The sequence below is a fragment of the Arsenophonus apicola genome (genome assembly GCF_020268605.1).
Lineage (GTDB): Bacteria > Pseudomonadota > Gammaproteobacteria > Enterobacterales > Enterobacteriaceae > Arsenophonus > Arsenophonus apicola.
On record NZ_CP084226.1, the window covers coordinates 1 to 19,554 of the forward strand.

Sequence of the window (19,554 nt, forward strand, 5' to 3'; positions counted from 1 at the left end):
CACAGACGATATTGAGGCGCAGCGCAGCTTGCGAGCAGCGAACAATATCGTTGAGGAAGCGGAATTTAAAAATGGTTAATGCCGGTGATGGCAAAGTTATCTAAAAATGTAAGCAATCGCATTGAAACAGATTGAAATAATGAGTGCGGTCGACGTGATGATAATAGCTACCCAACTTTTGTCGTTAACAAAACTGCAGTTTGTCGAAACATCTTCTACCTGATTTCCCAGTTGATTGAGTTGCTTTTTGGCATGACTGATGGCTTCAGATATCCCACCTGTTATTTCATTTTTTATCGCGCAGCGGATCTCAAGTTTGGCTTCATCCAGTTGATTGTTGAGTATATTTCGGTGCTTAACGTTAATTTCTGTATAACTTTTTTCTGCCTCTTCTAATCCGACAATCAACTTTTCCAATGAGGCTTCAATCTTTGTCGGCAATTCTTCAATTGCGTTAATTAAACATTGGTGTTTATCCTCTAAATCCGAGATGAGCATTTTGTTGATTTCAGCGTTAATTAACGCGAGTGCAAAAACCGGATCGTTTTTGTCATACATCACGCCCGTGGACTCATAGATTTTGATGGCTATTTTTTGTCGCTGTTCATCATTCATTTTTTTGCCTGCTATTTTATGTTCTTAACAAACTACCAGTTGATGGTATCGAGTTGGTGGAAAATAGCATTAAATACTGTTTTTAACCGTTGTTTTTCCATCAGACTAAATGTTGGGGATTGTAATACTTCGGTGAGCGTCAACCGATTGGCATTCATGCGTTTGATATCATCCCCAAAGGTTTGATGATTTCTATGGTGTAGAACAATAATTCCCGCTAACCGGTTTTCATTCTTTTTGTAGACTTTCAATTCTTCGAGTTTTTCACCGGTGGGTAATGATAACGCGCCGAAGTGTTCGTTAAGCCACAAAATAATCGGCGTATTGGTTACCCCTTCTGCAATCGAATTGAAGCCAGTCGCGGTATCAACCAATGTGTCGCCACCCCCAATCACGGTATGAATATAGACTTTTTTCCCGCTCTCTCGCAGTATCTCAAAACCGTCATTTTCAATTAAATAAGCAAGAAGGGGTGAAAAGGTATTTGCACCATTATCAATCACACAGCATTCATCGGATCCAATCAGTTTTTCCATCAACACATCGAAATTTTTTGCGTCGATCACTCTCGACTGGTTCATTAAGGGGATGTGTTCAACCTCAAGCGATTTGTAATGAAGCAGGGTTGTATTTTCCTGGTCGGTATCAAAGGGTTTTACCGCGCCAAATTTTGATTTGAAATATTGCGACAGTGAAGACGATATCAATGATTTTCCGATACCGCCTTTTCCTTGTAGAACAAAATGAATCGAATGATTGTCAAGGGTGTCGGTTTTTTCATTTGTCATTTTTTCAGCTTTTGTGTTCATTATTATTCCTTTGTGAAAAGTTCGTTATCTGATTGCGGATTGTGCTTAAAGGTTTTCTCTTCCGGTATTTGGAAATTTCCAAATCTTTTGGGATTTTTATTTGATATTTCATCCTTAATCAATGGAGATTTTGGGTGTTTTTTGTAACCAGAACGGAAGAGAAGATTTTTAAAATATTGAAGGGTTATTTTTGTATTCTGATTTAAATGCAGATTGATTGCATCAACGATTAATTTGTTGGGGACGCCCTCATTTTTGCAATCGATAATGGTAGATAAATATTTATTAAAGACATGCTGCTTACTTGCGAGCGTATTGACCATCTCAACGGCAAACGGTTTTACTTTCTCTACCAGTTCATCTTTTGTCATCATTCCACCTCGTACTTAATCAATTTAAGTATTATAGGCATGAAAACGTCAGTGCCATCGATTAATTGCTAACCATACGCTATTTTATTGCTATCTTAATGGTAAATAGTTGGTGATATTTTGCTATCAAAACGGTTCTTATTGCTATTATTTAGCTATATAAATGCTGTTTATCTGCTAACTTCATGTCTTGTAGTAAGAAACCAGAGGCACGTCACCGATGTTTACAATGGGCGAAAGCCCACTGTAAAATCGACCGTGCCAAAGGGTCCCCTTTGAAACCCCAGACAAAATCTAGTTAATTTTTCTGTCAGAAAAATGGCGACGATCAGGCCACCTCTGGCCCGTCATAATCGGCGTCCGATTGCGGTGTTTCGGTTTCATTTTCATGGTGTCTATCGATAGGAGTGGCTTGCCAAATGCGGCGTTCACCGGATTTGTTCACCGACTTGCCATCGGCTTGCGTTTCTGTCCACTTAACCGGGGTAACGCCTTTATCTTCAAGCCGAATTGGCTCATTCGTTTCAAGGCCCGCAACGGCATCTTCCAGCCCAACACCCCACAAGGTCTTGACGCTGCCATCATCAAGTTGCAATTTAACAAAATAACTGTCATTGCGTTTTTCTTCCGGTTTGCTCATGTCGGGTTTAAATTTAAAGGGGCTGCGCCGTGTTCAACCAGATAGCCTTCAAAACATTCAGCTTGTCTGTTGAGTCTGATTGTGTTGCCTTTTCTGGCTCATCTGACGCTGCTTTTTGATTCTCGGGCGTTGTTTTTTCTGTATCAGCAGTATTGTTTGGCCGCTCAATCCGTTGACCTGTTTTTTCAATCGCCAGTTCTGCTTTTCTGGCTGCCAGTTGCTGATTCATCCCCTTGTCCGTGAAATGAATATCCAGATTGTTTTTAGCTACCACCTCAATTATTTGGTCTTTAAATTTCTGACTCCCCTTAATCGTTAAGGTGCTGCCAAACTTTTCTTTGGCAAGTGTCAGGGCAACCATGAGTGCTGAATCGGTCATGGCGGCTTTTCTCACCGTGATGGCATTACCCGTATCAACAAACAGGGTGAGATCGGTTTTTTTATCCAGAAAATGTACGTTTTTACTTAGCTTTGCTCGCTTGGTGTAAAGATCGAACGCCGAGATTGTGCGTTTCTCATTATCTGCGCTTTTCTCTCTAATTGCGCCTGTAAATGCCGAATAAACAATTCAAAGCGCGATTTCGCCGGCATGGCCCTGTCATCAGGTACAGCGCCGCTAATTGAATTATCCGGCGTACGGGATGAGGGAATTAATTGACGAACAGTTTTACTGTTCATATCGGGTTTCTCCATTTCAAAAGGTAGATTAGGGTGCCTGATGGCATGATGCGCTTTCAGGCGTTCGAATGTTAATACTGACAGGAATTGACTTTTTTCTTTGCGCGTTAAACGCGCATCCCGCATGATGGTCCGCCGAACAGTGAAAAATTGATTGTCGATGGCATGGATTGCGTAACGATGAGCCGGTTCAATCCGGTTTTCTGTTGCGCGACGTAAAAAATAGGCGGCGACATGGGAAGCATTTTTGTTTGTTTTTGGCATAACCCGACGAACAGATGAAACCACTGTTGATTTTTTCTGACCATTTTTCTGCTGGAACAGACGCTCGCCACGCTGTTGTATCTGTTCAAAGGTGGCGACTGCATGACAATTTAGGGCATAAGGGGGAAGTGTCAGCGAGACGGCGTCGACGCCTCCTATTCCTGCCCTGATTCGATATCCGGCTCGCTCGAGGGATTCGGTGAGACTAGGAATGCGGGTAAACCAGTCTGCATCGGTATATTTTCTTCTCCTTCCTGCCCCTGATAAATCAGATCGCAATCCAGCACTTCGTCCTGATGTTGACTGTCCCACGTGAAAGTGTGCATCACCCGGCAAAAACACCGTATGCTCGGCTGTGAGACCGTGCCGGTGAGCTGCCACATGGCCGCCGGACACACTTTGCAGGCCATCGGCAAATGCGGTAATGCATCCTGTTTGAGTTTCAGCAAGACTTCGCTGGTGATCGTTTTGCCGTTTGGCAGGGTGTAACTCATGCTGCCCCCTATATTTTTCGTAAAAGTCAATTTGCCGTTTCGCCAGTAATAATCGTTTCTCTGCCGGCGTGGCAGACTGGTAAAGTTTGATGAATTTGGATGAGGCTTTACTGACATATTTGATTTCTTTCGCGCGCTGTGGCCAGCACATTAACCGCTCCTGGATAACCTGTTTATCCAGTGAGGTTTTTTTCAGTTCGCGACGGACAATAAAATCATCCTGGAAGATGGTTTCTTTTAAATTGGTAAACTTGGTATCCCCTGGCAATTTAACGGCAATGTATTCGTTCTCTTTGCCTTTATTGCGAATGCGCGTGTCGCCATAATCAGCAACCAGGTTATAAAAATCGTGGCGGGTATGTATCGCTTTATCGACAATCTCAGTGACGAGTCTCTTTTTAAAATCGCGGTTTTTACTCAGAAAATCATCACCTTTGTAACGCGATAGCACCTCCGCGGCATTGGTAGGATTGATGCGCACATGTTCACGTGGGGATTGAAGCTGGTATTTCTGGTTAATGTATTCCTGAAAGGCTTCAAAATAGGAAACATGGGAATCACACCATCCACTAGGATTCATTTCCCTGCCGGATAACAGATTTTTTCGGGGAACCAGAATATGAATATGCGGCTTTCTTTCAATCATTTTGCCGGTCTTTTGGTCGGGCAAAAATTTGATTTTCGGAATATGCGCCTCGGCATAAAAATTGTATTCTTCTTCTTCATAGGCGTACATCAGAAAATCTTTAAACTCTTGTGTGATGGCGAGTAAAGTTTCATTAGCCACATATTCTTCACGAAAAGAAAGAGTAAAAGAGACGTAACGTTCCTGCCCCTTATCGGGGATCTGGCGATAAATCATTTGCGTTAAATCCAGATCCCCATAAAGAATAACGCGATCATCCAATTCCTCGCGCGTCAAATCCCGCCCGTTTTTTTTGCCTTCTTCAAGATATTCCTTACCGCCATCGTTGTAACCTTTTACTCTAATTAACATCGTGCACCCCTGATAACAGCAGTTCCCTGATATCAATCAGCCCGTTATTCACCTGACGGTAAAGGCGTTCAGAGACTTTTTGGGTGAGATGAGCAATATTGACCTGATGGGCGATTTGATTCAGGTTGTTGCTGGCTTTGTTGTAGAGGAACGTGAGGTGTCGTAATTCCTTTGACGGTAAAGATTGCACGGTGAGATTCACGTTAGCCTGTAGAAATACTTCACGAAAAAAAGCCGATTTTGTCATCTGAGATTTGAGCAATTTCTCCTCAAAATGCGCAAAATCTTCCTGAGACAGACGAAAAGCGACCACTTTATCTTTTAATTTGGACATAACAGCATCCTTTGAAAATGAGGCAAAAAAATCGCGAGGGAAAATAAAGGATGAGGAAGGGATTTTTTAATTAGAAAACAACTTAAAATCTTTTCCGACAGGGAACAGTGCGGTTAAATTCAAATCCCACTTTTCCGGTGGGTTTATCTTGCAAAATCAACATCGCATCAAAGGTTTTCCCTGCTTTGCTTTTAAAACCTTTAATTATGCCCGTTTTCCCTTTCTGAATCAGGGTTTCAACCTGTTTAGCGGTGAGCTTTTTTTCTGCTACTGTACCCCAGATTTTAAAGTCACAACCCGTACAGGCAAACAGTTTGGGACGCACCACAATATCCTTACCGCAATTGGGGCAGGGTGTGGTTAATCTTTCTACCTGTCCGCTGTTGGGTTTTACTTCACCTTTGATTTCACCCACGCTGACTGTATTGACGAGTTGGCGCAAGTCGTCGAATAGTGCATTAACAAACTCATCAACGGTTTGATTACCCTGCTCGATATCGCTTTGTTGTGCTGACCAGAGTGCGGTCATATCGGGCAAGGTTGCTGACTCTGGTAGTGCACGGAAAAAGGCCACGCCAGTTTCTGTGGGAAGCAGTTTGCCTTTTTCTTCACGGATGAACTGACGGTTTTTCAGTTTTTCCAGCATATCCGAACGGGTGGCTGGTGTTCCAATGCCGCCGTGCTCATCCTTTTTGTCTTTATCCTTGTCTTTTAGCAGTTTTTTGATTTTTTCATCTTCAACAAAATCCGCTACCCGCACCAGCGCTGCCAGTAGTGTGGCTTCGGTGAATAATGGCGGTGGTGTGGTTTTCTTCTCATTCACCGTGACGGCGTCACAATTACCCCGTTGTCCCGTGCGTAATGCCTGTAGCACCTCAAATGCGCTGTCCGGCATCACCTCATCGCTGACGTCAGACGCGTCACCTTTGAGAAAGGCGCTAAATCCGGCATCCACCGTTTTTGTTGCGCGTGCGCTAAAGGTTTCACCGTCAACCTCAACGACAACTGAGGCTTCCAGATAACGCTTGTTGTGCATGAACTGCACGAGATAATGTTGCGCGATAGCCAGATAAACCAGCCGTTCATGCTCACTGAGGGCGGTTAATACCAGTACATTGGCGGTCGGGATAATCGCGGTATGTGCCGTGACCTTGCCACTGTCAAACGCCTTGCTTTTCTGGCTCGTGACAAGTGAAAGTCCGTTAAAATCGCTAATGCCTTGCAGCGCCTCAAGCACCTGTGGCGCTTCATTAAACTGCTCATCAGACAGATAGGAACAATCAGAACGGTTATAGGTGATGGCTTTGTATTTCTCTCGTAGCTGCTGGGTGATTTCCAGTGTTTTTGCGGCTGTCATTTTGTGCTGACGGTTCATTGTCTGCTGCAATCTCACCAGATTGAACGGAAGTGGCGGCGAGGTTTCTTTCTCCTGTACGCCAGCGGCCTTTATATCGGCATCCTTGCAGCGCAATCTTGCGGCGAGGTCATCAGCATAACGTTTACTGGTAAGACGCTTCTTGTCGTCCTGAGGCGCATTTTCGTTGACCTTCCAGTTGGCTGAAAATTGTTGACCGTTCACCAGAAAATCACCAACCAGTGAGTAGTAAAAGCTTGGCGTGTGCGACTGATTGGCGAGGTAGCGGCGCACTATCAGCCCTAAAATGGGCGTTTGTACCCGTCCTACCGACAAGACACCCCGATATCCGTTTTTGCGTCCCTCGATGGTATAGGCGCGCGTCATGCTCAAGCCGTAAATCAAATCGCCCGCAGCGCGGGCTAAAGCTTTGCGGTAAACCCCTTTAAACTGGTGATTGTCTTTCAGTTGGGCTAGCGCCTTTTTAACGGCAGCGTCGGTGTTATCGTTAATCAGCAAACGTTTAACGGGTTTTTGATTCCCAGCGTACTCAAGTAACTCTTCGACCAGCAATTGCCCCTCATCGTCTGGATCGCCTGCGTGGACAATCACATCTGCCCTTTTGATGAGGTTAATCACCGTTTGGGTATGCCCTTCCTTGCCGGCTATCGGCTCATAGCGCAGCGGGTAAAGCTGCAAGGGTAAATCTTCGGCTTTCCACTGCGCATAAGTGGAATTATACGCTTCTGGCTCAATGGATTTAAGCAAATGCCCATAGCACCAAGTCACAACATTATCGGCGGACTCAAGATAGCCGTCTTTTTTCTGGAAATTGCCCCCTAGCGCTTTGGCAATATCCTTCGCCACAGCGGGCTTTTCTGCTATATATAGGTTCATTTTTTTCTCTCTTATTTGGTTTGTTGGATTTCTTGATTTTCATTTTCGATAAAATCAAGGGAGAAAAATCTTTGTGTCAGTTCGTCGTCAATAAAGCGCAAATCATTTTCATTGCTCGTTAAATACGTGGTTGAAAATAACCTAGCTTTATTGAGCAAATCATTGGTGTTGGTGAAGAAATAAGGTGCTCGTTGATTAATTTCATTAAGAACATGATTAACATTATCGTTTTGTTTTTTAATTGATTTTTCATCAACGCTACAGGCAGAGCTTCTATCTCGGATATCGCGGTGCTCGTGGGTTTCAGCGTATATTCATAAGGCGCAACATTTGCGATGAACGCATCATCAGGAGAAGGGAATCGTTGATTCCCTTAAAAAGGTACTGTAATGCGTTGAGATTCAATTGTGGGTATTGGAAAGAATTCAGTTCTTTCATTGATAAAACCGTCATCACTAACCAAATTATAAATTAGCCGCTGTTGTTCTCGTTGACTTTCTTTCTTATTTTCAAGAATCGGCAACATGCGCGGTTGATTAGTTGCAGGTAGCCAGTTTTCATGGATTTCGCTTTTTCGTGATAAAAACGGGGTGTCATAAAATGCATTCCACATCATGATTTCAGAAGTGATAGCATCAAAATCTGAGTCAAGAATATGAAAGTGTATTTTGTGGGTAGCAATTTCTCCGTTAACCGCCCATCGGGTTATTTGGGTGAAATTGGTTAGTTTTTATCGGTTTCAATAAAAATACCGTTAATAGCCTTACGCCCTTTTTTCCGGCAAGCAATTTGATAACATTTATTTGGGTAGGGTGTACGGGCAACAATATCAACGCCACCCTTTAATGTGAGGTTTAATTCGGGTACAGATACATCAATCAAATCAAGTTGCACATCACTGTAGCGTAAGTAATACCGTGGCGAAAGATGTAGTAGCATTTCAATCATCCTTATCATAGTTAGGCTGGATTCAATTTCGATGGAAAGCTAATCACAAATTCATCAGCATCTCCTTTGCCGAGACTAAAGAGAGGCTTTAGGCGTTCTTCTAACTCAAATTCATTTCTGAAAGCGCGCACATCACGAATAAAGCAGGACATATACAGGTACTTCTCATCTTTGAACATGCCTTGCAAATCCTCTCCATGCAAAAGTACATAATTACTGATGCGGTCGTACAAATCAGGATCTTTTACTGTAATTTCTGCGCCAATATCTGCTATCACTTTATCTGTTTTCAAATAGTCCCATAGGATAACTTCCTGCCAATCCGGGTATTAAAGCGTTCTTTATCGGATTTACTGAATTTTCCATTCATTTTTCAACCTCTCATTTTGCCAAATTGTTTCATGATGTCGCTGACAACAGCCGGATCTGCTGTTGGACATCCGCCAAGAAAATCTCGCCGTTTAACAAAAGTTTTCCATGGACGAAAACCATGCCGACCAAATTTTTTAAGTGAAAAAAATTTACGCACAGCGCCATTGCATTCACTTTGATTGTTACCTTGTAATTTTCCGTACATACACAACACAACGGTACACGGGTCATCAGAATCAATTTTTTCCTGGGCAGAAAGGGGGTAACTGGCTGCAAGTAATAGCCATGCAGCCGATAAAAAGGTTTTTTTCATAACAACTTTCCTATTTGGTTTGTTTGAATTACGCTGATTGCGTATTTGATGCAAAATGCTTATAAGGATGACGAGACATGAAAATATTGAGAAATCTCTATTTACTAATATCTTCTTTGCTATCTCTGTCTTGTAGCGTGTCGGCGCCAAAGGGTGTAAAAGCTGTAGAAAATTTTGATTTGAATCAATATCTCGGGCTCTGGTACGAAATTGCCCGACTAGACAATCGTTTTGAGCGTGGCTTAGAACGGGTTACCGCCAATTACATGCTTAATCCCGACGGGAGCGTGAAAGTCATTAATCGGGGATTTTTGCCCGAGCTGCATCAATGGCGAAAAAGTATAGGTAAAGCAAAATTTATAGGTTCCCCGAAAAAGGGGTCACTGAAAGTTTCTTTCTTCTGGCCGTTCTATGGTGGCTACCATGTGATAGCGCTCCATCCAGAATATCGTTATGCCTTGGTGGCAGGACCAAGTCGAAACTATTTATGGCTGCTTTCACGCACACCCAGGCTCGAGACGGCGGAAACGGAGTCTTTGCTAAATCTTGCCAGAGAACTTAATTTCCCCGTTGATAAATTGATATGGGTGAATCAGGATGCGTAGAATTTTTTAATTAATGCAAATTGCTTCACATTGGAAGTGCACAAAACTCGGCGGGCTACCCGATAAAATCCAGTTTTTATGCTCATCTGGTTTCACATGACAGGCGACATTGCTAAAATATTGCCCCGGCAAGTTAAATCCAGCAATCGCACAGAACTCGTGTGAGCCAATATTTTTAGCACCTGAATTGGTTTTATGATAGGAAACAGGACCCAGTCCAGTCGTTTTGGTCCACCTGCCGGTTTGACAGGAAAGAACTGCCCCTTTAGCATCCCGACTCACTAATCCACTGGTTGGACAGGACGAACCTTCAACGACGACTTTCTCGAGCTGTAAAAAATCTCCGGTTGATAAGCGGCCCTCTGCGCGAACCGTACCGCCTTTTAACTGTCCTCCAGTATAAATACTTTTGTTGTTGACAGCGCGTATCCACTCTTTATCCGTCATATAAAATCCGCCCCCATGTTTGGTATTTATCCAACCTTTATTATCCTGCGTGACCAGCCAGCCACCCTGACTTTTTATATCCCCGTTTGCGGTGACGGTTTTACTAAAAACCCCTTCTTTGGCATTAACAGCATTGGCATTATTAAGATTGTTACCACCCATATCGATATGGGTGTGCATACGGTTTAACTCAGGCTTGTGCTTTACCTGAAAACGATACAGCCGGTCGCTTTCCTGCAACACGCTACCCAATATTTCTGACGATAGGGCTATGGCAATATGTCCAAATCGACAATCAAGGCCAAAATCCTTTGGCTGGCTTATCCAGCCACCGTAAGCCCCGATGGCGAGGTTTCTTTCATCCACAAACCCACCCATACCGTTAATTTGAGCGGCGATACGGCGCATCCCTTTTTCGGTTAGATTTTCACCATTAACACTACAGGTTAATGCCTGCAAGGCGGGAGGTCTTTTCTGGTTGTTTCTGACAATCCCAGTGACGTATTGTTGACCAAAGGGGTTTTTGTCGGAAAAACCTTTCTGGAGATATCCTTTTTTAATGAGCAGGGCATTATTAAGCGTAGATTTTGGTTGTGTTAACAGTTCATCATAATGGTCAGCGATATAGTGCTTCGCAGCTTCATTAAACTCGCTGAAATGGCGAGCGGAAACTATCCACTCCTGTTCTTCCAGAAATTCGCTGTATTTTTCAGCACCCCACAACGCGAGCAAGGCCATAATCACCAGGACGCCGAGAACTTCCAACGCGATAAATCCTCGGTCGATTTCTTTTATTCTGTTTTGATGTATTTTTGACATAGGTGTTCCTCGTAATTATAACGAATCGTTTTTTAAAGTGGACTTAAAGGAGGTAGGAAGGCGGCAACACTTAATTTGCTAAAATAGGATGCTATTTAACATAATGGTGGTTATCGGCACTTGGATTTTAGCTTTCAGGCAAAAATTACCGCGAAAGGCTTAAAAAGACACGTTTTCTCATCGGAAAAATACAATTTTTGAATATAACATTTTGTTAACAATTGACCGTTATTCAAGTTCACGCGATTTTGGGGCCAAAAGGGTTATTTTTGGGCACTTTCTCTGTTCATCCAGAAAAAATACGGAAATCCAGCGCTGACATAAAACCTTGAAAACACACATACCTTAATGTACACTTTTAAAGTGCACAAAAAGGAGGGTTTAACTATGCCTCAAATACCTGTTGAAAATAATGATCGTATGTCGTTACGTATAGCCTCAGAAGAAAAATCGTTGTTAATACGTGCAGCGGCTTTACAACACACCAACTTGACTGAGTTTGTACTCCGCAATGTGCTGTCAGTGGCACGGAAGATTATCGATGAAAATGAGCGGCTGAATCTGACCAGAAGAGACAGTTTGCATGTTATGGAACTTTTAGATAATCCTCCGGCACCTAATGACAAATTGATGGCTGCAGCATTTGCCTTACCTAAAAAATCATGACCCTGCCAATCTGGCACGAGGAGCCAATAGGAAAAAAACATAATCGGGGTGATTTCAACTGTGGAAATGAGGTGTTGAATCAGTTTCTATATCGTCACGCCAGGCAAAATCATGAAAAAGGTGGAGCAAAAACCTATCTTGCTGTTAACGAACACAATGAAAAAATATTGGGCTACTACTGCCTAAGTCCAGCTTCCATTGCTTATGAGGATGTCCCTGAGGTGATTAAACGCGGTCTGGCTCGACATGATGTGCCAGTCTTTCGACTTGGTCGTCTAGCTGTAGACTTTTCAGTTCAGGGGCTCGGGCTAGGCGGTCAGCTATTGCTGGCCGCTGGAAGAAGGTGCTTATTGGTTGCTACTCAGGTTGGTGGAGTTGCCTTAGTGATTGATGCCAAAAATGAACGTGTTGCACAGTGGTATGCCAGTTATGGAGCCATTCCATTATTGGATGCCAAGTCAACCTTAATGTTACCATTTAAAACGCTCCATGCAGCGCTGAGTGCCGCAGGGAAACTTTAAACTACAAGAAATCCCCTATTTGGGGCTCCGGCGTAGAACCCAATTAAGGAGGGTGTGAGCATAAGTTCTATTGCACTGGAATTCAAAACCACACGGCAAACAATTCTGCGAGTTAAAGCCAAAAAATATCTGCTATTTTAAAATAGTCTTAGTGTGCTATATTTTCCGAATTCTGAGGCGATCCCAATTAGAACTAACAAACCTCTTCTTTATTACAAGGAAAAGGTAAATTTATGTTTATAACTGGGTTATAGGATTTTAATCCTATTGTCTTTATTCAGGCTTGAACCCTGGTTTACCGTTTTGAGCCCGCCATTCTTTAATTATTCTTGTAATAGCTTCAGGAGTACTTTCTAAGTCCGATTTGGCATAATATATTAAATCCGAACCATCAGGATGTTCAGTTATTTTTTCAAAATGACTCAGTAGTAAATCTAATTTATCGTCTGTTTCTGCCATATTTTCTTTATAAATATCCCTTATGAACTCCAAAAATTCAGCTTCAGTGTAATCACTAATACTATCTTTCATTATTTTCCTCTATGAATATTGATATGTTGTTTAGGTGTTATCACTCTAAGATTATCTATATCGTAAACAGCCCCATTATCTTTTATATATTTTATATGATGAAGTTCAAAAGAACTTCTTTCCCCAACAGTATCTTTTTTTCTTGATTTTGGAGCCTTACCTACTTGCATTCTATCTCGGTTACCTTTTATAAACTGCCCACTCAACTCCGGATCTTTAGCTACCTCTTGCCAAAAAGTCTTACGGAACTGATCGAAACTGGCAAATTCTTTACCTCTTAATTTATCAGCTATCTGGCTAGGTATTGGCGCGCCAAGTTCGTCTCCTGCTTTATCTAACCAAATTCCAGTTATTGCCTTTCCGTTACCTGTCACCACTCCAGGCAGGTAGCGAGGGTTATTAAACATCACATAAAGGGGTTGATAACCGTTTTCAAGGGGAGGCACGGTGACCGGTGTTTCGACATCAGGCGGAATGAGATTAGGATAAACCCTGACAATGGGGGTTTTGACAGGTTGGTTGTTACCGGTGTTAAGTATTACCACCTGTTGTTTTTCAGGGTGCAGTAATGGTCCCAGTCCTTGAGTACCTGGGGCGTTAATGGGGCTGATTAATATTGTTCTTCCCTGGTTGCCCTGTTCATCAGGTAAGGTAATACCATACAGTCCGGTGGCGGGGTTAATAACGCTTTCTACTACCCAGACCCGCGCCTCCTTGCCACCCTTGCCTATTTCTGTTTCCCAATGACCCGGCTTATAGGTTTCCAGGCTGCCGTTAAGGGAGTTCCACTCATAAATCGTATCCCCTGTGGTATTTGTCCAGCGGGGTTTTTGACTCACGCCATCATCAAGTGGGGTTTTAGCAGGGCTTGCCTGTAAACCTAAATAATCGGTCAGTAATTGTGTGGCCGGCGGCGGATAATACGGGTTATTGGGGGACTTTATGCCTTGATTCGCGGTTAAAAGTTGGTTTAACTCATTTTTAAGTTTAGCTTCAGCAGCCGTTATACGTGCTTGCGCCTGCTGTCTGGAGGTTGTGAACGTTTGCAGTCTTGTTGTCTGTTGGCTTATTTTTTTATTAGTATCCAATAAACGTCGTCCGAGATTTTCATAAGCATCTTTGGTAATAACAATCCCCGGCACGTTGTTAAATGAAGCTTTACTGTTTTCTCTTTTCATTACCTCAGTGGAGTAGGCGCTTATTCCTTTTCCAAGCAAAATATCAACGAGAGATTTATCTTTAATGGCAATTATTCGCTGTGTCTTTGAAAGCTGTTGGGATGATTGTTGATAGGTTAATGGGTATTTTGCGGGATTAGATAACGTCCTACCTTCTGGTGTTGCTTTAAGTTTGTTTAGCGCCGCAAGTTCAGTTTGATATTGTCTGTTAAGGGTCGCGAGCGACTGATTGGCAATTGCTAATCCTTTTTGCGCCTGCTCGATAGTGTTTTGACTGCGCGCGCCATACATAACATACACCGGCTCCATGTTTGCTGCTTCTGGATAAACTAAAATAGCATCCTGAAAAGGGATGGCGCCTGATGCAGAAATTTGGGTGGCGTCTGAAAACGGTGAGCGAACAGAAACGGGCGTCCGAGGTAAGGAAGATACTAAAGGTGGCTGCCCCTCCAGTGAAGATGTTATAGAGGGCGCGGTCACAACCTGAATGCTTGCGGATTGGGCATTCGTCTTTGGCAGAGAATGAACATATAATCCGCTGGCAGCATCTTTTACCGCTGAGATGACTTTAACCGGGGTAGCATTCTGCGGTCTCACTGCCATCACCTCAACCTTATCATTGGACATCACAAGACGACCCCTTACCGGTAAGGCGATTTCACCGGTGGTGGTGGCCTGGTGAAGTTGTTGTTTATCGTTAAGGCCAATTGTTTTTGCAGGGATAGAAAGAGAGAGGAACTGGTCAAGGGTTTTGCCTTGTGCTAAATCACTGCCTTCTCCCGCTTTAGGTGGATAAAGAATAGAGGCTACCACAAACCCTCTTGATACCGCCATCGCGGCAGTGTCCGCTGCCGCACTTAATGGCGCAAGGTTAGCTGCTGCACTTGATAACAGACGAGAAGCCGATGCGTTAAGCGTATTTATCGCATTAGTAAATTGGTTGAGTAACGAAACGCCTGAAGGGTTGGTCAATACCAAACTGCCGGCACCAGCAGAAGACAAAACCGGTGCTATTTGAGCTGAGTTACCGATGATGGCTAATGAATTAGACTTTTTAAGTAAAGTGCGGGCATGATTTTCTTCTTCATTTAACTTCCCCTTCATGAAAGCTTCTTGTTTTATAGCATAATCAAACGCGGGATTACCAAATGTTGGATATAAATTTTCCAGACTGGAAAAACCGCTTAACGGATTTAAGGGGGTTACCGGCGATGCCCTTACCACGATAACGTCATCCGCCCCCCGTTTTACTCTTTTTTTCTGATTATCGACTGTACTGAGTATTCTTTCTTTTTGCCGCTGCTGATGCAATAAATAATCAGGCTGAAACCCGGTATTCCCTCTGCTTTCTTCATCGGATTTTTCTGGGGCTACTTCATAAGATGAGGGGGTGTTAGCAGGATTATTCTCATCCTTTTCTGTTTTGTTTTTGTCTTCATTTAAATAGGATGGATAACTAATCGGCGTGTGGGTTATTTTCATTATTATTTAATCTGTTACTGCTTTGAGAAACATAATAAAAATCTTATAACACAAGTTTTACAGGAAGAACCAGTAATTTAAAGTAACATCGCTATTTAGCGCATAAAACGCGACCACTGAACACAAAAACGGAGCAAAGGGAAGGTAGCGAAAGTCGTCATCCTGCTGCCACCGTTTTGGATACCTTAATCTTCTAACCAGTAAAACAAACCCTGCCAAAAAGACGGCGCCTATAATGACCCAAAGGACAATAGTCAAGGAAAGCCACACCCCCAATCCCGCCATCAGGTAGATATCACCCAAGCCAAACTTTGCGTGGCCATCTTGACGAAAAGTAAGGGTTCGCAGTCCCCACAGCATACCAAAAACACTTAACGCCGACAGTAGGGCGAGTAATACAGTCTCTTGGTATAACAGAAAACGAAAGCTGATGCCGATTAACCCAAACGCCAGCGTGAAACAGCGAGGTAGACAACGACTCGCCGCATCCAGATAGAAAAATAAGGCCAAAAACGCGTAAAATATTAACGAAAACAGGGTATGCGTTATAGTGGGACAACCGAGTGCAGACATAAAAGACAGTAGCGTAAAAACACCCCCTATCACCGGAAGGAAATTACCGAGGGTTGAAAGGGGTTGCTCCTGATATTTGTCGAGAAAGTGTTTTGCGGTGACAACGGCGGCGCCCTGCAGGAAAATACTTAAAAGAAGGAATGGCATCACTGAACGTACCTTTGGTAAATCAATTTTGCATAGCGTAGACGTTTGTGTTGGCTTCGTGGGTGAAAGCCGGCATTGTATGAGCCAAGACAGTGCCAGTTAACCCCACATCGTTGAAGATGTTGTGCCAGTATCCACGCGCCAATTTTCACGTTAAGACAAGGTTTGCTGAGCAAATCCTGATAGTCTGTGATGATGCCCAGCTTTTTAAGCTTTGGGATATGCACCGAATTCACCTGCATTAGCCCGTAATCCACGCTCAATACACGTCCCTGCTTGTCGCGATTGTGATTGACAGCTTTCGCAGACAGACTGCTTTCCTGCTGGGCAATCACCTTGAGCAGTTTTGGGTCAATTTGATATAACGCGCCTGCTTCATTAAAACAAAATGCCTGTGCCGTCCTGCTTAAACATATTGCAAGCCAAAAGGTCATCATTTTCACGATATCTACTCCCTGAATGCAGAAAAAGTAACCCCACCCCTTCTGCATTAAAAGGCGTTAAAAAGTTTAAAAGAGGAAGATTGCGTTAATTATTCGATTTAAAAATAAGGGTATTGACGCCGTTTGAGCCATTATCGGGTTTGCACTGGGTGGCGGCTTTCTCTGCGGTCACCACGCCAACATTGTTGCTGCCAGAGATAGAGACCTCGTTTAACAGTGTGCTGCTACTGAGTTTTGTTGCCATCTGTAGTGGTCAAGTAAATTTAGCTTGGACATCATTAATAATAATGATTATTATTAACATTAATGATAAATAATAGTATGGAGATAAGAATGAAACCCGTTTATTACACGGTTATCTTAGGATTTTTGCTGTTTTCTATAAAGATATTTTCTCAAGAATACCCTCTTGGTAAGCCTATTATCAAAGAAGGGATGGAAATTCAAGGTGTTTATCTTCAACCTATCACTATGGACACACCGAAAGTAAATCATGCTATGTCTCACCTCTCTGCAGACAAAGCTGATATTCATTTAGAAGCAGATATCCACGCCGTTGAAGAGAACCCAAATGGTTTTGCTGAAGGTGATTGGATTCCTTATCTAAGTATAGAATATACTATTACTAAACTCGGTGTGAAACAACAATCGCAATCAGGAATATTTATGCCAATGGTGGCTAGTGATGGTCCACACTACGGTGAAAATATCAAATTATATGGCCCCGGTAAATATCGTGTTACCTACAGAATTTACTCACCTTCTTACAATAAACAAGTCACATTTGGTCGTCATATCGATAAAGAAACTGGAGTGGCGCCTTGGTTTAAACCGTTTGAAGTTTCGTGGGATTTTCAATATGCGGGTATAGGTCGTAAAGGTAGTTATTAATACTAAAAAATAAGTTTTAATCGATTCGACAGGTTATATACCACAAAAAAACTCTTTCTGCTGATTAATTATTTAAGTTAATATAATGAAAACACTATTAAGTTTTTTCTTATTGGTCTTTTATGTATTACCACCGACCCGCGTTTTTGCTGCTGAAAAATTTACTGTTGAATTAGAAATGAAAAATGGTGATCTAATTCCTCGCATGTTAAAAGTGCCGTCAAGAACAATTATTCGGATCAAAATAACCAATACAGGGACTGAACCCTCTGAATTTGAAAGTGTTCAATTGCGTAAAGAAAAAGTGTTAGCGCCAGGGGCAAGTTCAGTCTTGGTAATTGCACCCCTTAAACCTGGTACTTATACCTTTTTTGATGATTTTCACCTCTCTTTCCCAAAAGGTGAGATAACTGCTATAGAATAGGATAAGTATATGGGGCAGGTTCTTTTTGTTGTTTGGCGTGAAAGCTTTGAAGCGCTATTAGTTATTGGTATCATTTATACTTGGGTTAAACGGCATCCTGACGCAGATAACGGAATTAAGTTTCTCTGGATCGGGGTTTTCCTCGGGATAGCTGTTTCAATATTATTAGCTTTAGTATTATATGGAGTGTTCAATGTTCTTAGTGATACAAGTCAATCGCTATTTATGGTCCTTATGGAGGTTTTTGCTTGTATTTTAATCATCCAAATGGTCTATTGGATGAACAATCAAGGCAGTTCAATTAAGTCTGAAATCGAATCAAGTATTAAAAATAAAATCGATCGTCATAATTGGTGGGGTGTCACATTAATTATCACAATTGCGATTGCTCGAGAAGGCAGTGAAATTGTAGTTTTCCTTTCTAGTTTTATTATGTCACTTACATCAACTACCGCGTCAGGATTCTTTTTTGAGGTAGCAGGCGGGATATTAATTGCAAGTTTAACTTTATATGCCTTCTTACTGACCAACCGTTTTATGTCTTGGCATATTTTCTTTAAAGTCACTGGTGTTATTTTGTTATTCCTTTCCCTATCACTACTACTGAAAGGGGTCGAAGAAGGTGTAAATTTATTAATTGTGTTTGATTACTCTATACCTGAATTTTTAATTTATCCAGCATGGAATACCAGTGCACTACTAGATGAATCAGGGATTATAGGCAATTTTATATCCTCATTTTTTGCCTACCGTTCACAACCTATTTGGCTGAGTGTAATCACTTTTATTTTTTATTGGATCTTTGTGGTTACGTTGTTTTTATGGAATAGAAAATATGGGTAGTTTTGTTAATCAAGCTCTAATGATTATTTGTAGTTTCATGTCGTTTTATGGAATTCCAACATCAGCATCTGTAAAAGAACTACGATCCCCAGAACAGACAGGTAAAGATATAATTATTGCTAAAGGAAATATTCCTACCCCTAAAAAATACCATTTAGCCATCGAAACATATTTGGATTTTGTTTCTACAGAAACTAATAACATGATTTTAGAATTGGAATTTTTAGAAAAAAAACTAAAAACAGGCGAAGTGAAGAAAGCAGAACAAGCATATATTCAAGCTCATCAACATTATGAAGCAATACGCCCAATTGTTATTTTATTTGGTAATACTGATCGTACGATTAATGCCAGGGAAGATTATTTTCTTCATGGTGTTAAGGACTATCGTTTTATGGGTTTTCATTTAGTTGAATATCAGCTCTTTGATCGTAAAAACATTAAAGCGGCTTTAGAAGCCACAGATAAATTATTAATAAAATCCCGAGATCTTAAAAAAAGGATCTCTGCAGACAATATTGACATTATTAATTTAGTGCAAGCATCCGTCTATTTTATTGAAATGATTCTTGAAACAAAATTAGCGGGTAAAGAAAATATTTATAGCCTCTCTGATCTAAATGATGTTGCCGCTAACTTACGTGGTTCTAAAGAAGTGGTTTCAGTGCTTACACCATTTATTATGAAAAAAACACTAAGACAAATTTTGCATAATTTTGAGAAAAGTAACAATATTCTCTCAAATTATCAACTTTCTAAGGGGAGGTATAAACCATACAGTCAATTAAGCACTAAAGACAAAATGACTCTTTACTCAATCCTCTCACAACAAGCCGAATTGCTTGCTGTATTGAGAACCCAATTAGATGTAAATGTATACCATAAATATTGAGGCAAA

At 41.8% G+C, this 19,554-nt stretch carries 25 protein-coding genes and 1 pseudogene; 9 read left to right on the plus strand and 17 right to left on the minus strand.

What is annotated here, in order from left to right:
* Positions 1 to 96: 96 nt before the first annotated feature.
* From traM to LDL57_RS16970, 12 genes are all read right to left on the minus strand, one after another.
* A complete protein-coding gene (traM, locus tag LDL57_RS16915; RefSeq protein WP_225507924.1) occupies positions 97 to 615 on the minus strand; it encodes a conjugal transfer transcriptional regulator TraM in 519 nt (172 codons plus the stop codon).
* Between the two features lie 32 nt (positions 616 to 647).
* On the minus strand, positions 648 to 1,424 hold the full coding sequence (locus LDL57_RS16920) for a nucleotide-binding protein (protein WP_225507772.1): 777 nt from the start codon (positions 1,422 to 1,424) through the stop codon (positions 648 to 650).
* 2 nt (positions 1,425 to 1,426) lie between these two features.
* The gene (locus LDL57_RS16925; protein ID WP_180558371.1) at positions 1,427 to 1,798 is read right to left on the minus strand and encodes a hypothetical protein; all 372 of its coding nucleotides are present in this window, start codon (positions 1,796 to 1,798) and stop codon (positions 1,427 to 1,429) included.
* A 325-nt stretch (positions 1,799 to 2,123) separates the two neighbouring features.
* Positions 2,124 to 2,435: a hypothetical protein gene (locus tag LDL57_RS16930; protein ID WP_225507926.1), complete on the minus strand. Its 312-nt coding sequence runs from the start codon at positions 2,433 to 2,435 to the stop codon at positions 2,124 to 2,126.
* Positions 2,436 to 2,448: 13 nt separating this feature from the next.
* Positions 2,449 to 3,003: an LPD7 domain-containing protein gene (locus LDL57_RS16935; protein ID WP_310740202.1), complete on the minus strand. Its 555-nt coding sequence runs from the start codon at positions 3,001 to 3,003 to the stop codon at positions 2,449 to 2,451.
* Positions 3,004 to 3,532: 529 nt separating this feature from the next.
* On the minus strand, positions 3,533 to 3,871 hold the full coding sequence (locus tag LDL57_RS16945) for a hypothetical protein (protein WP_375141966.1): 339 nt from the start codon (positions 3,869 to 3,871) through the stop codon (positions 3,533 to 3,535).
* 986 nt (positions 3,872 to 4,857) lie between these two features.
* Entirely contained in the window at positions 4,858 to 5,202 is a 345-nt protein-coding gene (locus LDL57_RS16950; protein WP_180558369.1) for a plasmid mobilization protein, read from the minus strand.
* Positions 5,203 to 5,284: 82 nt separating this feature from the next.
* Positions 5,285 to 7,453, minus strand: coding sequence for a type IA DNA topoisomerase (locus tag LDL57_RS16955; RefSeq protein WP_225507930.1), 2,169 nt, complete (start codon positions 7,451 to 7,453; stop codon positions 5,285 to 5,287).
* A gap of 373 nt (positions 7,454 to 7,826) precedes the next feature.
* Positions 7,827 to 8,162 carry a DUF6012 family protein gene (locus tag LDL57_RS18260; RefSeq protein WP_375141971.1) on the minus strand — a complete coding sequence of 112 codons (336 nt, stop codon included), beginning with the start codon at positions 8,160 to 8,162 and terminating at the stop codon, positions 7,827 to 7,829.
* Positions 8,163 to 8,176: 14 nt separating this feature from the next.
* The gene (locus LDL57_RS18265) at positions 8,177 to 8,392 is read right to left on the minus strand and encodes a DUF6012 family protein (protein WP_255653935.1); all 216 of its coding nucleotides are present in this window, start codon (positions 8,390 to 8,392) and stop codon (positions 8,177 to 8,179) included.
* 20 nt (positions 8,393 to 8,412) lie between these two features.
* Positions 8,413 to 8,694: a hypothetical protein gene (locus LDL57_RS16965; RefSeq protein WP_225507931.1), complete on the minus strand. Its 282-nt coding sequence runs from the start codon at positions 8,692 to 8,694 to the stop codon at positions 8,413 to 8,415.
* 80 nt (positions 8,695 to 8,774) lie between these two features.
* Positions 8,775 to 9,086: a TrbM/KikA/MpfK family conjugal transfer protein gene (locus LDL57_RS16970; RefSeq protein ID WP_180559739.1), complete on the minus strand. Its 312-nt coding sequence runs from the start codon at positions 9,084 to 9,086 to the stop codon at positions 8,775 to 8,777.
* A 77-nt stretch (positions 9,087 to 9,163) separates the two neighbouring features.
* On the opposite strand from LDL57_RS16970, the gene LDL57_RS16975 reads away from it, so the two are divergent.
* Positions 9,164 to 9,691 (plus strand): lipocalin family protein, encoded by a 528-nt coding sequence (locus LDL57_RS16975; protein WP_180559725.1) that lies wholly within the window; start codon positions 9,164 to 9,166, stop codon positions 9,689 to 9,691.
* A gap of 6 nt (positions 9,692 to 9,697) precedes the next feature.
* Here LDL57_RS16975 and pilV read toward each other — a convergent pair whose 3' ends face one another.
* Positions 9,698 to 10,957 (minus strand): shufflon system plasmid conjugative transfer pilus tip adhesin PilV, encoded by a 1,260-nt coding sequence (gene pilV, locus LDL57_RS16980; protein WP_225507933.1) that lies wholly within the window; start codon positions 10,955 to 10,957, stop codon positions 9,698 to 9,700.
* Positions 10,958 to 11,344: 387 nt separating this feature from the next.
* Here pilV and LDL57_RS16985 point away from each other — a divergent pair, with 387 nt between their 5' ends.
* From LDL57_RS16985 to LDL57_RS16995, 3 genes and pseudogenes are all read left to right on the plus strand, one after another.
* Positions 11,345 to 11,623: a type II toxin-antitoxin system TacA family antitoxin gene (locus tag LDL57_RS16985; RefSeq protein WP_225507762.1), complete on the plus strand. Its 279-nt coding sequence runs from the start codon at positions 11,345 to 11,347 to the stop codon at positions 11,621 to 11,623.
* On the plus strand, positions 11,620 to 12,144 hold the full coding sequence (locus tag LDL57_RS16990) for a GNAT family N-acetyltransferase (RefSeq protein ID WP_225507760.1): 525 nt from the start codon (positions 11,620 to 11,622) through the stop codon (positions 12,142 to 12,144). Before LDL57_RS16985 ends, LDL57_RS16990 begins: the two co-directional genes overlap by 4 nt.
* A 42-nt stretch (positions 12,145 to 12,186) precedes the next feature.
* A pseudogene (locus LDL57_RS16995) lies at positions 12,187 to 12,285 on the plus strand (helix-turn-helix domain-containing protein); the annotation flags it as partial.
* A 132-nt stretch (positions 12,286 to 12,417) separates the two neighbouring features.
* Here the strand turns inward: LDL57_RS16995 and LDL57_RS17000 are convergent.
* From LDL57_RS17000 to LDL57_RS17015, 4 genes are all read right to left on the minus strand, one after another.
* Complete coding sequence (locus tag LDL57_RS17000) at positions 12,418 to 12,675, minus strand: bacteriocin immunity protein (RefSeq protein ID WP_225507935.1); 258 nt, start codon at positions 12,673 to 12,675, stop codon at positions 12,418 to 12,420.
* A complete protein-coding gene (locus LDL57_RS17005; RefSeq protein ID WP_225507937.1) occupies positions 12,675 to 15,335 on the minus strand; it encodes a pyocin-S2/colicin E7-DNase domain-containing protein in 2,661 nt (886 codons plus the stop codon). The genes LDL57_RS17000 and LDL57_RS17005 overlap by 1 nt, the downstream gene beginning before the upstream one ends.
* A 57-nt stretch (positions 15,336 to 15,392) precedes the next feature.
* Complete coding sequence (locus tag LDL57_RS17010; RefSeq protein WP_225507729.1) at positions 15,393 to 15,908, minus strand: prepilin peptidase; 516 nt, start codon at positions 15,906 to 15,908, stop codon at positions 15,393 to 15,395.
* A 146-nt stretch (positions 15,909 to 16,054) separates the two neighbouring features.
* A complete protein-coding gene (locus tag LDL57_RS17015; protein ID WP_225507955.1) occupies positions 16,055 to 16,489 on the minus strand; it encodes a lytic transglycosylase domain-containing protein in 435 nt (144 codons plus the stop codon).
* 158 nt (positions 16,490 to 16,647) lie between these two features.
* Between LDL57_RS17015 and LDL57_RS17020 the strand changes: the two genes are divergently transcribed.
* From LDL57_RS17020 to LDL57_RS17040, 5 genes are all read left to right on the plus strand, one after another.
* Positions 16,648 to 16,815 (plus strand): hypothetical protein, encoded by a 168-nt coding sequence (locus LDL57_RS17020; RefSeq protein WP_225507939.1) that lies wholly within the window; start codon positions 16,648 to 16,650, stop codon positions 16,813 to 16,815.
* A 16-nt stretch (positions 16,816 to 16,831) separates the two neighbouring features.
* A complete protein-coding gene (locus LDL57_RS17025; RefSeq protein WP_225507941.1) occupies positions 16,832 to 17,389 on the plus strand; it encodes an iron transporter in 558 nt (185 codons plus the stop codon).
* An 85-nt stretch (positions 17,390 to 17,474) separates the two neighbouring features.
* Positions 17,475 to 17,813, plus strand: coding sequence for a cupredoxin domain-containing protein (locus LDL57_RS17030; protein WP_225507943.1), 339 nt, complete (start codon positions 17,475 to 17,477; stop codon positions 17,811 to 17,813).
* Between the two features lie 9 nt (positions 17,814 to 17,822).
* On the plus strand, positions 17,823 to 18,656 hold the full coding sequence (locus LDL57_RS17035; RefSeq protein ID WP_225507945.1) for an FTR1 family iron permease: 834 nt from the start codon (positions 17,823 to 17,825) through the stop codon (positions 18,654 to 18,656).
* Positions 18,649 to 19,548 (plus strand): EfeM/EfeO family lipoprotein, encoded by a 900-nt coding sequence (locus LDL57_RS17040; RefSeq protein WP_225507947.1) that lies wholly within the window; start codon positions 18,649 to 18,651, stop codon positions 19,546 to 19,548. Before LDL57_RS17035 ends, LDL57_RS17040 begins: the two co-directional genes overlap by 8 nt.
* The last annotated feature ends 6 nt before the right edge of the window (positions 19,549 to 19,554 follow it).